Annotated in this window: 9 protein-coding genes; 8 read left to right on the top strand and 1 reads right to left on the bottom strand. The window is 45.5% G+C overall.

Annotation, left to right across the window (positions count from 1 at the left end; all coding sequences use genetic code 11):
• Positions 1 to 4 precede the first annotated feature (4 nt).
• Together PGL01S_RS12590 and PGL01S_RS12585 are read left to right on the top strand one after the other, a co-directional pair.
• Positions 5 to 1612, top strand: a complete 1608-nt coding sequence (locus tag PGL01S_RS12590; protein ID WP_127494985.1) for a glycoside hydrolase family 3 protein — start codon at positions 5 to 7, stop codon at positions 1610 to 1612.
• Between the two features lie 438 nt (positions 1613 to 2050).
• Positions 2051 to 2620, top strand: a complete 570-nt coding sequence (locus PGL01S_RS12585) for a histidine phosphatase family protein (RefSeq protein ID WP_127494984.1) — start codon at positions 2051 to 2053, stop codon at positions 2618 to 2620.
• Between the two features lie 176 nt (positions 2621 to 2796).
• Here the strand turns inward: PGL01S_RS12585 and PGL01S_RS12580 are convergent, their stop codons facing one another.
• Positions 2797 to 6210: an S-layer homology domain-containing protein gene (locus PGL01S_RS12580; RefSeq protein WP_127494983.1), complete on the bottom strand. Its 3414-nt coding sequence runs from the start codon at positions 6208 to 6210 to the stop codon at positions 2797 to 2799.
• Positions 6211 to 6479: 269 nt separating this feature from the next.
• Here PGL01S_RS12580 and PGL01S_RS12575 point away from each other — a divergent pair, with 269 nt between their 5' ends.
• From PGL01S_RS12575 to PGL01S_RS12550, 6 genes are all read left to right on the top strand, one after another.
• The gene (locus PGL01S_RS12575; RefSeq protein WP_127494982.1) at positions 6480 to 6950 is read left to right on the top strand and encodes a GNAT family N-acetyltransferase; all 471 of its coding nucleotides are present in this window, start codon (positions 6480 to 6482) and stop codon (positions 6948 to 6950) included.
• A 40-nt stretch (positions 6951 to 6990) separates the two neighbouring features.
• Positions 6991 to 7440 carry a phosphoglycerate mutase family protein gene (locus PGL01S_RS12570; protein WP_127494981.1) on the top strand — a complete coding sequence of 150 codons (450 nt, stop codon included), beginning with the start codon at positions 6991 to 6993 and terminating at the stop codon, positions 7438 to 7440.
• A 369-nt stretch (positions 7441 to 7809) separates the two neighbouring features.
• On the top strand, positions 7810 to 9543 hold the full coding sequence (locus tag PGL01S_RS12565) for an extracellular solute-binding protein (RefSeq protein ID WP_244935577.1): 1734 nt from the start codon (positions 7810 to 7812) through the stop codon (positions 9541 to 9543).
• 109 nt (positions 9544 to 9652) lie between these two features.
• A complete protein-coding gene (locus PGL01S_RS12560) occupies positions 9653 to 10513 on the top strand; it encodes an ABC transporter permease (RefSeq protein ID WP_201003924.1) in 861 nt (286 codons plus the stop codon).
• Between the two features lie 11 nt (positions 10514 to 10524).
• Positions 10525 to 11403, top strand: a complete 879-nt coding sequence (locus tag PGL01S_RS12555) for a carbohydrate ABC transporter permease (RefSeq protein ID WP_127494979.1) — start codon at positions 10525 to 10527, stop codon at positions 11401 to 11403.
• A gap of 101 nt (positions 11404 to 11504) precedes the next feature.
• Positions 11505 to 13214, top strand: a complete 1710-nt coding sequence (locus PGL01S_RS12550; protein WP_174806558.1) for a sensor histidine kinase — start codon at positions 11505 to 11507, stop codon at positions 13212 to 13214.

The raw sequence follows: 13214 nt of genomic DNA, 5'->3' as shown, positions 1-13214 counted from the left end.
GGTAATGGGAGAGTATAATTGGAACGGCTGGTCGCTAAGGGAGAAGGTTGGACAGCTGTTTGTATTCGGATTTCACGGCTATGAACCTACGGAAGAGATCACATCGTTAATTGAAAAATATGGCATTGGCGGCACGATTTACTTCGGACGCAACGTACGCAATGCGAAGCAGGTTCATCAGCTGTCCAGCTCGCTGAAGGCTATTGCCGGTCGTGCCGGCCGGCCGAACATGCTTGTGGCGATCGACCAGGAAGGCGGCATGGTGGCCCGGATTGTAGACGGGGTCACGCTGATGCCCGGCAATATGGCGCTTGGAGCAACGGGTTCGGCTGAGGGAGCGGGAGAGACCGCCCGCGTATGCGGCGAAGAGCTTCGCTTGTTAGGCGTTACGATGAACTACGCGCCATGTCTTGACGTTAACAATAACCCGGATAATCCGGTTATTAACGTCCGTTCCTATGGCGACCGGGCGCACATTGTCAGCGAGCTTGGGAAAGCTGCCCTGCTGGGCTATCAGGCGTCAAAGGTAGCCGCAACGGTAAAACATTTCCCGGGCCATGGCGATACCTCGGTAGACTCCCATCATGATTTGCCGGTGCTGCCTCATAGCCGGGAGCGGCTGGATGCGATCGAGCTGGCGCCGTTCCGTGCGGCAATTGCGGCTGGAACAGCTGCTATTATGACGGCGCATGTCTGCCTGCCAGCGCTCGATCCGTCGGGTAAGCCTTCGACTTTGTCCCAGCCGGTCTTAACCGGCCTCCTGCGTGAAGAGCTGGGCTACAAAGGGGTTATCGTCACCGATTGCCTCGAGATGGATGCCATTGATCGATTTTACGGACCGGCGAATGGCGCGGTACAGGCCATTCTAGCCGGAGCGGACATGGTTCTCGTCAGCCATACGTATGAAAAGCAAGTGGCTGCGCTTGAAGCCGTGGTAGCTGCGGTTGAGAACGGCGAGCTGTCCGAGGAGCGGATTAACGAATCGCTCGCCAGAGTGATGCAGCTGAAGCAGGATTATGAGATTGAAGCGCCTCTTGCGGCTTGGGAAGCGGTTGAGCCAAAGCTTGCAACCTCCGGCAACCAAGCGGTTGCACGGAAGTGGAGCGAAGCCTCGGCTACGCTAGTGAAAAATGAAGGCTCGCTGCTTCCGCTGCGCCGGGAAGCCCGTACGCTTGTGCTGTGGCCGGATATCAAGCCGGTATCCGTTGCGGATGAGATGTTGTCGGGAGACGGTACGCTTGGGGACTATTTGAAGGATCGCCTTGATCAAATCGAGGAGCGTTCCATGAGCGGCTCGGATCCGCTTGCCGGCGTGGAAACGTTCGAGCAGATTGTTGTTGTCACTTACGATGCAACAAAACATCCGATTGAACGCGAGATCGCAGAGCAAGTCATTAAGCTGGCAGGCGACCGCACCGTTGCGGTGTCTGTCCGCAATCCGCTGGATCTGAACGTATATCCCGATGCGAAAGCCTACCTGGCCGTATATGAATGCCGTCCGCTTGCCCTGGAATCAGCCGCCAAAGTATTAACCGGCGAGCTGAAGCCAAGCGGCGCATTACCGCTTGAGCTATCCGCGCAATACCCTTTTGGCTGGAATGTAGCGCTGTAACAATAGAAATGCCTCTGATCTCGTCATGATTGACGTTCAGGGGCATTTTTTTAAGGTAAGAGGCAAGAGTTACCTGCAACAAATCAATATCCTTTTACGTTTTTTGTGAAGGAGATATTTTCCAATTTACTTTCGGGGAGGAGGGAATCTATGAGGATGATAGTATTAGTTTTGATAGTGTCTTTCCTCTTAGCGGGTTGCAGTGACCAAAATAAAGAGTCAAGCTCATCATATCCAAGCGCTGTTGCCTGGAATAATATAAACAACCCCTATGCCGAAAAAAAATGGTGACTCAAATGACCTGCGCATACCAATAGGAAGTATTTTGTATGAAATAAAAGGAATAGACCCCAATCAAGCCATTGCAATAAAAGTAGATGATAAGTATTTTAAAGCTTCGAAACCGGGACCATAAGTTAACAATTTAAGGAGGACGATATGAACACCATCATCTATATGGTCAGGCATGCTGAATCACCATACAATGAAGGAACAGAAAGAACAAGGGGACTTACCGATAAGGGCAAGGACGATGTTGAAAAAGTTACAGAAATTCTCAAAGAAGAAGGAATTGATGTCGTCATATCCAGCCCGTATAGCCGAGCAATTCTGAGTATCGAGGGATTGGCACTATACGTGGGATTAGATATCGAAATATTTGAAGATCTCAGGGAAAGGCATTTTGCTAGCGAAGTTATTGAAGATTTAATGTCGGTTATTCATGAGAAATTTTATGATTTCGATTATTGTTTACCGGGTGGGGAGTCTAATTATGAATGCCAGAATAGATCTGTATCAGTGATAAAAAAATTATTAAAAGAACGCTCCGGGAAAAAAATAGCTATCGGAACTCATGGGCTTGTAATGACATTGATGATGAACTATTTTGATTCGAGTTATGGTTTGGATTTTTTTAATCGACTAGAGAAACCGGATATTTATAAATTAAGTTTTGAAAATTTAGAACTAAAAGAAGTAACAAAAATGTGGAATGGGGATTTTCGATAGTACAAGAAACAGCGGTAGTTTTGGACTACATATCTGAGTCCAAGGCTACCGCTGTTTCTATTTTTTAGCAATCTAATCGATTTATTACTCGAGCATATCCCGCGACGATTTACTCAGACAGCGCATGTGGAGTGTCGCGTCCAGCCGGAAGGGGCTGCATTTTTCTGTTTACGCTTTTACTTAGCCATATATTCGACGAATCTTACAAAGATAGTGGCTACTTCGGCGCGGGTGGCGGTGGCGTTCGGGTCAAAGAGGTTGTTCGGCTTGCCTGATACAATGCCGATGCCCCGCAGCGCCTGAACGGCCTTAAGCGCCCATGAGCTCATCTCACCCTCGTCCGCGAAGGACTTAGATTGGCTTTCAGGTATCTCATAGCCCTTGTACTTCATGTAGTTGTACAGGATTACCAGCATCTGCTCGCGCGTCATCGGTGAATTGGGGTCAAACAGGTCTGTGTTTATACCGTTGACTATGCCGCTTTCGGCTGCCCACTCGACTGCCGCCGTGTACCATTGCCCGTCCGTCACGTCGCTAAAGCGGGAACTCGTGTAGTCGGAGCGGTTTACGTTCTCAAGATTGGCTAGTACCTGCACGAACATCGCGCGTGTCATAGAGGTGCCCGGTGAGAACGTCGTGGACGTCGTGCCGTTGAAAAGACCGTATGTGTAGGCGAAGTTTACGTAGCTGTAGAACCAGTCGTCCTTGTTGACATCCCTGAAAGGATTACCCGACATCACGAGGAAGCCCAGCGGGGTGTCGTCATCTAACACAAGCTCCGTACCCTCATGGAGGTTCAGCGACATGCCGCCGGGTAGCGTTACTTCGGCGTTCTTGCCCGCCGGAATGGTCACTTTATCGTTTAAGTCTATAGTTGTGCCTTCGGGTGCCTTAATTTTCGTTCCACCCTTGATCACGATCTCGCCGCCGCCGGGCAGGGTGGTGTTGCCGTTTTTGTCTGTGACCGCGGGCTTATCCTTAGGTGTATTCAAAGTGTAGTTCGACTTCGATCCCGCGTCTGTCCCGTTGCCCGAATTTCCGCTGTTGCCACCAGAAGTTGTCGTCATCGTCGGCGTAGCCGTTGCACTGATCTCCGCGCCTTCGCCCTTCGCATTTACCGCAACGATCTTGAAGGTGTAGGCTTGGTCGTTTGTCAGGCCCGTGAAGGTATATTTGGTCTCCGCTGCCCCCAGTGTGACTAGCTTCACGCTGCCATACCAGACCTTGTAACCCAATATCGCGCTGCCACCGTCGATAGCCGGAGCAGTCCAGCTTAATGCGACCTGTCCGTCGCCCGCCGTTGCCTTGAAGCTGCCCGGAGCACCGGGACCGTCCGTTTTTCTCTGCGCGAACATCCAATCAAAGACGTCTGTGTAGTCATTGCTCCAAGTCGGCAAGTTAGGGGACTGCGCCGTTGGAGCTATGCTCCAATTCCCCATCGTTATCTGGTTGTAAAGAACGGCAGCTTCAACCTCGTGCGCTATATAATCAGGCAGGGCAGGTGTATTGGCCGGATTCGGCCTCTGACTCGGCTGATCATATTGATTGTAGGGCCATGTAAGAGCCTCATTGCTCTCAAAGCGGGAAGCTCTCGCGTTGGTCATTTTCGGCATATTGGTGTTTATGAAGGTAGCGAGGTTAGTCTGGTATATTCCAACGTTATTCGCATTAATAAACATCCAATAGGCCAGTTTGGCGTGAGCGTCGTTGGTGCTCGCGTTCGGTGAACCGTTTACCGGAGACATAGGTGCTGCGGCCGCGAAGAAGCCGGGGTAGTCGTTAACTAAGGTGTTCGTATACAAGCCGCCCCATGAGAAGCCGGCCACGTAAATACGGTTAGGGTCTACTGCGCCGCTGGCAACCAGGTCGTCTATAACCTTCTTAACATTGGCTGTGGAGGGAGTAGATACGCCATTATAGGAAATATTCAGGATATGGCTGGCGTATTTTTTAGGATTTTCCTCCATTTTCTTCATTAAAGCGACCGAGCCATTGGCGGATTTCATGGCCGCTTTAGGGTCTGTTTCAGCGTTTGTGCCGCCGCGTGACCGGCCATGGGTATAGACATACAGCGGCAATCGTTGCACCACGTTACCGTTGCCATCCTTGTGAAGGTAGAGCGCGCGATTGACCGAATCGCCCGTAGGTGTCGTAAACTTGTCAAGGATTGGATTCACAACTTTGTCCTGCTCAAAAACCACGTTGCGAAGCGAACTCCCATCTGTTAGTTGGATCTCGTCGTTCTGGACGATGTTGTAAACCTGCTTTGTCGAGTTACTGTTGCCGTCCAGCGTTATATTGCCGCCGCTCTCTGAATAAAACTCAAACTCAACTACGATGTAACGGCCGCTTGCCAGTCCTTCCTGATAATCCGGTGAATGGCTTACCGTGCCCAGATAGCCGCGTACTTTTGGTTCGTTGTTGGCGTATACCCTTGTGATCTTGCGCGTCCCTTCAAAGGTCACCGAGTCGCCGCTGAGGGTCGTGTTCCTAGCCGATACGGTAAACAAGCCCGGTTTAAGCGCGGAGCTTAACGCCGCCTTCCCATCGCCTAAGTCAATGATGACGGCCGTCGTGTACTCGCCACGGGCGAAGTTGTCATTCCATACGATAAAGGGAAGCTGCTTCGCGTTCGGATCGTTCTTGAATGTCACGTGAATGGTATGGTCAGCCTCAATGTTTGCAAAGGTATAAGTGCCAGCAGTTAGAGTCACGGCCTCGCCGTCTACCGTTACGGTATCCACAATTTTGCCGTGATTGGGGTTAAACGTAAATGGTTTGCTTGAGCCCTTAGCAAGTCTCAGAACATCGCCGGGAGGGTCCGGCGTTATTGTACCGCCCGGTCCCGCCGTGGCGGTGATTGAGAATCTGGTATCCTCTTCATTGGCTGAAGTGAGCTGCAGGCTGTCTGTAAATGAAGCATCGCTGGAATAACCCGCGTCCGGAACTCCGAAAGAGGAAACGACTTCATAGCGGTCACCGCCCTTTTCCGTCGAGTTATTGATATAGACCTCGAAGGTAAGCTTACCTTCCTGTAAGGTCAAGGTTCCTTTGGGTATTCTCATCTCCACGATATATCCAGTATCCGTGATCTGGGTCCACGCAGCTCTGCCAGGAGCGGACTGTCCTGAAAACACACCCGTCGCGCTGACACGCCATTGGTTTGAGCCTCCGGATCCATTGCCGACATAAAACTCCAGGCTGTCGTACTGGTAATCTCCGCCGGCTCCCTTATATAGATTGCTGTCCTCCACAACTACGCGGGCATACAGGTAGTCGTGGTCCCAAAGGATTCTGGCTGTGCCCGTGGCATGGGGTCTAGGGTCGTCGGGTACAGTGCTTTTGTTGATGGGATGTTCCATTGTCAAAGCCCACAGTGGGTCGTTTGACCCGAGTTCAGGAGTTCCGAAAATGGCGGTCGGCGTTTCATTCGCCTGCAAGCTTGCAAGAGTTGTAGAACTGAGGTCGCCATCAAGTGCTTCTGCGTACTCGCTGTTGTCATTGGCGGCGGCAAAGCTGGCAGACATTAGCGATGCCACCATTACCAAGCAACAGAGGAACGCGAGCATTCTGCCAAATCGTTTTGACATAAATGAAAATCCTCCTTATTTTTCGATCCGGTGCGCCTACGGCTTACCGCATCGTATTCGGACACTTTGTCAATTTGACAAACGCCCAACTATATGATGTTGTATATTTACCAGGTTTACAACCTGTCAAAATATAGAATCTATGGAAACGCTTGCTCCGGGAAATCTTTCGAAAATAATCATTATTCTACTCTCTTCCGATCGTGTAACTTAAAGGAGCTGCACTGAAAGAGGCTATGCTAATCCTTAATGTTGGAGGGATCTATTTAATGGAGGTTTCATTATGTAAAGCAGATTTAAAAGATGCAGTGAATATTCATGAAATGAAGGTCAAAGCGTTTATGCCCTTGTTGGAAAAATATCAGGATTTTGAAACAAGCCCCGCCAATGAAACCTTAGAAAGAATTATCACTCAAATCAATCAATCTTCCATGGATTATTTCATCATTCATTATCTTGAGGCTGCTGTTGGTGGAATTAGAGTCGTGAAAAAAGATAATCAAATTTATAGTATTAGCCCAATTTTTATACTGCCAGAACATCAAGGAAAAGGAATAGCTCAAAAAGTTTTTACAATGGTTGAGCAGCTATATGATGATGCAAAGTCATGGAAGTTGGGTACCATCCTACAAGAGCAAGGAAACTGTTATTTGTATGAGAAGATAGGCTATAAAAAAACAGGTGCAACAAAAGTAATTAACGACAAAATGACAATGGTTTTCTATGAAAAGCATTTATAGGTGATTAGCCATTGGAGTTATAAAGCTAGGGGGCAGATAGATGGAGTTTTTATTTATTCGACACGGTCACGGAGAACACCTCAACGATTATCCTAATCGGTTGAATACTTTACACCCTAGTCTGACAGAATACGGCGAGTTTCAGGTAGCTCAACTGCTAGAGAAAGTAATAATTAACCCTGATGATTTGATGCTTGTAAGTCCAACCAAACGTACAATTGAAACAGCTTTGATATTACACAATAGCTTAGACTTCATTATTTCCCCTTTTGTTGGTCCAAGAATGTTCCCACAAAATCAAGAATCCCTTTTTCTATCTTGTGATCAGATCCTTTCTAAAACTGAGATTACAAACCTATATGGAGACGTAAAAATTCTTGATTTTAATTTGGACTGTTGGAAGGAAGGTATAAATAGGATAGACCAAGAGGTTTTCGAAGGGGATGCAAAGCAATTATTAGATTGGATTCCGGAAAGTTATAAGAGATGATTTTCTCGGTGAGGCAGGAGTCTACCGGATGAAAATAAAGCCTTTTTATCTTTAAGCTATGGGAGACAATAGTTTAAACGGCTCTACAGTCAAATGAAGAATAGCGGAGTTGCGATATCAACTATAGTTTAATCACAAAAGCTGCAGCGGATCGGAGGATCTGCTGCAGCTTTTGTTTTGAAACGGGCATGCGTGCTTTAGACGAGAAGGTAAAAAAATGACAACGATCTAAAAAAGTGAAAGCATAGGGAAATGGCATGGAGTAAAGAGATGATAATGAAGTAACAAATTGAAAATATACGATCAGTAAAAAATAACATAGAATTTAAAATGTGCTTAGTATTCACACTATATGAGAGGGGTTTTAAGGTGAAGAAAAATCAACCGTCTTCAAAAGCAATACTTCTTATGTTATCGCTGATGCTTACAACGGGCTTTATTTCAGGATGCAGCTCCAATTCACCCGAGAAACAATCGAATACGGGAGCTCAAAGTCCAGCAAACAACAGTAGTACGGGCAACAATGAACCGAAGGAATCGGTTTCCGGAGATGCTGATCCGTTCGGCAAGTATGAAACGCCGCTTACGATTCGCTTTACTCGTGATGTTGACAATGACACCCAAGATAATATCATTCCTAAAACTCCAGGAGAAACGATTGAAAGCAACAGATGGTTGAAAGCGTTTTCTGAGAAGCTGGGCATTAATGTTACGTATGACTGGACAGTTAGCACCGGCGATGCTTATACCCAAAAAATGAATGTTACGTTAACATCCGGTGACTTGCCAGATATGCTTCGCGTAACGCCAGCGCAAATGAAGCAGCTAGCCGAAGCGGATTTAATCGAGGATTTAACGCCATATTGGGAGCAGTACGCATCGGAAGATCTAAAGAAACTTTACGCTGAACAAGGACCGGCTGTGCTTAATTCTGCTGCAGTTAACGGAAAGATTGTGGGGCTTGGTAAGGCTGACGTTTACGGTGATGGTGTTTATTTATGGATCCGCAAGGATTGGTTAGACAAATTACAGCTTCCTGAGCCAACCTCCCTGCAGGATGTGCTGAAAATATCCGAAGCGTTTACAACACAGGATCCAGACGGGAACAAGGTAAATGATACGTATGGCTTAGCTTTAACAAAAGATTTATACGGCGGCGCAATGGGCTTGGAAGGATTTTTTGCGGGCTACCATGCTTATCCGAATATGTGGATTGATGACGGCTCAGGAAAGTTAGTTTGGGGCAGCACGCTCCCTGAAGTTAAGGAATCATTGAAAGCGCTTTCCGATATGTATAAGGCAGGTCAGCTTGATAAAGAGTTCGGGGTTAAAGACGGTGGCAAAGTAGCCGAGAGTATTGCAGCCGGTAAAATCGGCATTGATTTTGGCGCTCAATGGAATCCCATGTATCCGCTCATCAGCAATTATCAAAATGATCCAAATGCCAACTGGGTAGGTTATGCTCTTGTTTCCGTAGACGGTAAACCGGCCCTTTCTCCGCAAAGATTCCAAGCGGACAGCTATTGGGTAGTTAGAAAGGGATTCTCTAACCCTGAGGCGCTTATCAAAATGTTCAATTTACACGTGGAGCTTAACTGGGGCAAAACAGGAGATTTTGACTACTATTACATGCCGGCAGCAAATGATAGCGTAGGGGTGTGGAAGTATTCCCCGGTTCAGCCCGCGTCAGCATTTAAAAACATTCGAGCCTTCCAAGAAATCGAAAAGGCTAGAAAAGATAATAGCTTTGACAGCTTAACGGGTGAAGCATTAGCTATTTATCGCAATATTAAAGCTTTCGAAGACGGGGATGTTTCGCAATGGGGTTGGCCTAAGATCTACGGAGCAGAGGGCGTTTACAGGCATGGGGTTAATTATATGGATAATGAACGATTCAAGTATGAAGCGTTTGCCGGTCCGCCGACAGAAACGATGGCTGAAAGAAAATCTACATTAGAGGCATTGGAGAAAGAAACATTCGTCAAAATTATTATGGGTGCGGTGCCTTTGGATGATTTCGATAAATTCGTGGACAACTGGTATAAAGTTGGCGGAACAGACATCACGAAAGAAGTCAATGAGTGGTACGCATCAAACAAATAACACGTTATGGAAAGCAAGGAGCATCCTTGCTTTCCATTTTCTTAATCCATAGGAGAAGGTGATTGAGCTGAATTTAAAAAAATTGAAAAGAGAATTGCCGTTAAATCTCATGATCTTGCCAGGGTTTCTATTCGTCATCCTATTTAGCTATGTTCCTATGGCTGGCATTATTATAGCGTTTCAACGCTTTATTCCGGCTAAAAGGCTCTTTGGCGATCAACAATGGGTCGGTTTGAAAAATTTTAAATATGTGATGAGCCTGCCCAATTTCGACAATATTTTGTGGAATACCTTTTATATTGCGTCTTTGAAGGTCATCTTGGGCTTAGTTGTTCCCATCGTGATTGCGTTGCTGTTAAACGAAATGAAGCATGTCCTATTGAAGCGCAGCATTCAAACGGCGATATACCTGCCGCACTTCCTCTCCTGGGTCGTATTGGGCGGCATCTTTATCGACATCCTGTCCCCTACAAATGGACTTATTAATACGTTGATTAATAAGCTTGGCTTTGATTCCATATTCTTTTTGGGTGACAATAAGTGGTTCCCGTATACGATGATATTAACGGATACTTGGAAAGATTTCGGGTACGGAACGATTATTTATCTTGCTGCGTTAACCGGGATTAATCCGAATCTGTACGAGGCGGCTCAAATGGATGGGGCGAATCGTTGGAAGCAGACGATACACATTAGCTTACCCGGCATTCAGATGGTTATCGTATTATTGATGGTCTTGAGCTTAGGGAATCTTCTGAATGCAGGCTTTGACCAAATCTTTAATATGTACAGCCCGATGGTCTATGAGAGTGGAGACATACTCGACACTTTCGTCTATCGGATCGGTTTGTTGGATGCGCAGTTTGGCGTAGCTACGGCAGTCGGTTTGTTTAAATCCGTCATTGCATTGATCCTTGTCTCAACCTCTTATTTTTTTGCTTATAAATTTGCTGATTATCGAATCTTTTAGGAGGTATAGGAATGCGAATCAAAAAAAAACTAGACTGGTTTTTAGTCATTAACAATATCTTTCTCCTTCTGGTCGCTGCGGCTTGCGTGCTTCCGATGATTCATATTTTAGCGATATCCTTATCGTCAAGCGCGATTGCGTCTACCGGTACGGTAACCTTTTGGCCCAAAGAGTTTTCATTAACCTCCTATGAATTTGTTGCTCAGCGTAAAGCCTTTTGGGACTCCATGCTTGTATCCCTGCAGCGCATCGCTCTTGGCGGCGCAATTAATGTGGTGTTAGCGACAACGATTGCCTATCCTTTATCCAAGGAAAAGAAAGACTTTAGTTTTCGAGCCTTCTATGCATGGACCTTTTTCATCACGATGATTTTTGGTGCCGGTTTAATCCCAACCTACATGCTGGTCAAGGAATTAGGACTCATCGATACGGTTTGGGCATTAATATTGCCTGGTGCGGTACCTGTATTTAGCGTAATCGTCCTTTTGAATTTCTTTAGGCTAACCCCAAAGGAATTAAGCGAATCCGCATTTATAGACGGAGCAGGCCATTGGAGAACGTTATGGAGCATTTATGTTCCGGTATCCATGCCGGCTATTGCAACGATTTTATTGTTTTCATTGGTTGGTCATTGGAATAGCTGGTTTGATGGGCTCATTTATATGAATAATCAAAGCAATTATCCGCTGCAAAGCTATATGCAAACGGTTGTTGTGCAAAAATCATTTACGACATTAACACCTGAGGAAGCGAAAGTAATGGCTAAAATTTCCGATAAAACGTTAAAGTCCGCACAGATCTTTTTAGGTGCTCTGCCGATCATTTGCGCTTATCCATTTTTACAGAAGTATTTCGTAAAAGGTATGGTTCTAGGCAGTGTTAAAGGCTGATCGCGATCAGCCGTCCAAGAGGCCGCTAGCGGTGAAACAAATAGTCATGTTTTGTGCTATGATTTTTTGTTAATATGTAGGAAAAGAAATAGAAGGAGGGGGTGGCAATTAAATCTAGCATTTTTGTTAGATTAATGGCTACATTTTTAGCCGCAATCTTGGTCATTGTCGCTTTAGGTATTTATATGTACAACTGGAGCTTAAAGACGGTTAAAGATGAAATTTACAAATCAACGACGGCTCAGGTTACCTTTTATTTAGAGGGGCTGGAGGCAGAAATCGATCGAATAAAAATATTGCAATATGATGTTTTAAATGATGAGGATTTAAATAAGCTTGCGATACGATATACGATTATGGACGATTACGAAAAGATGGAGAGTATGAGAAAGCTGCATCATCGCCTGGTATCCATACAAAATAGCAATGCTTATATTTCAAATGTTAGCGCGCATATTTACCCTATACAAAAGACCATTTCCTCCAAAAAATCAGTGGGCGCTTTGAATAGGGACAAATTTGAAGCACTAAGAATTCCGGAAGGGATGAAGGGCGCTCAATTATTAATGTATAATGGGAACCTTCATCTCAGTACATTTCTATCGGGCAACATGGGGTTAAGCCCTTTGTTTATGATCGAAATCGAACTAAATACGGAAGTATTCCGGGAAGCGTTAAAGCAGTTCGATACTTATCCCGACAGTCAGTCGATTTTGCTGGATCTAACAAACGGGTTAACGATATATAGCGACGAGGATCACATGTTCGACGATGTCGTTCATTCGTTCGCAAGAAATGAAAGCGAATTCAAAATTGGCGAAGTGATTAGTCATGGCGACACGTTTATCATCGCGGAGAAATCCGAATACTTAAATATGGTGCTGTTTCGATTCATACCTAAAGATGCTGTACTGGTTCCGACAAAAGGATTTTACGTGTGGCTATGGGTGTTTACGGGTGTAGTACTCATCCTTGTCACGTTTATCTATGCTTACACCTACCAGTTAATTCAACGTCCGATGAAGGAGCTTGTGAAATCGTTCCGCAGTGTTGAAAAGGGCAATTTCAATGTCAAAGTGGAAGTGAATCACAACAATGAATTTGATTACTTAAACAAGGGCTTTAATTCCATGGTTCAAAACGTCTCGAATCTCATTGATCAAGTGTATAAACACAAAATTCTTGAACAAAAAGCCGAGTTAAAGCATCTTCAATCTCAAATCAGCCCCCACTTCTTATACAATAGCTTTTTCTTAATGAACATGATGGCGAAAGTAAAGGATGAGAATTTGATTCCTTTCACCAAGCTATTAGGGGAGTATTTTCAGTTTATTACTAAAAATGATTCCGACTTTATTTCTTTGTATGAGGAAATTGAGCATGCAAGAACCTATGCCGATATTCAGTTAATGCGTTATCCAAGCAAGCTGACGATTGAATTTGAAGACTGTCCGCCTTTCTTTAAGGAAATCAGCGTCCCTAGATTAATCGTACAGCCAATTATCGAAAATGCTTTTAAATATGCGGTAGAGCATTCAAAAGGTCCCGTCACCATTCGGGTTTATTTCCAAACGACAGATGATAAGCTATCGATTTTTGTCGAGGATAATGGAAAGCAATTAACCGATGAAAAATTGCTGGATCTAGAAAAACAATTCATGGAAGCACACAGCAGCGAATCGTCTGGGCTGAACAATATTCATCGAAGATTGCAACTGATCTATGGTGAGGAGTATGGGCTGCAGGTAGCAAGAAGTGAGCTGGGCGGATTATTAGTCAGATTGCAAATTCATGCTAAGCTGAGGGAGTAG

Source organism: Paenibacillus glycanilyticus NBRC 16618, assembly GCF_004000805.1.
In the GTDB taxonomy this organism is placed as follows: domain Bacteria; phylum Bacillota; class Bacilli; order Paenibacillales; family Paenibacillaceae; genus Pristimantibacillus; species Pristimantibacillus glycanilyticus.
The sequence above is the reverse complement of the archived record's forward strand: the minus strand, read 5'-3'. Positions and strand labels throughout refer to the sequence as shown.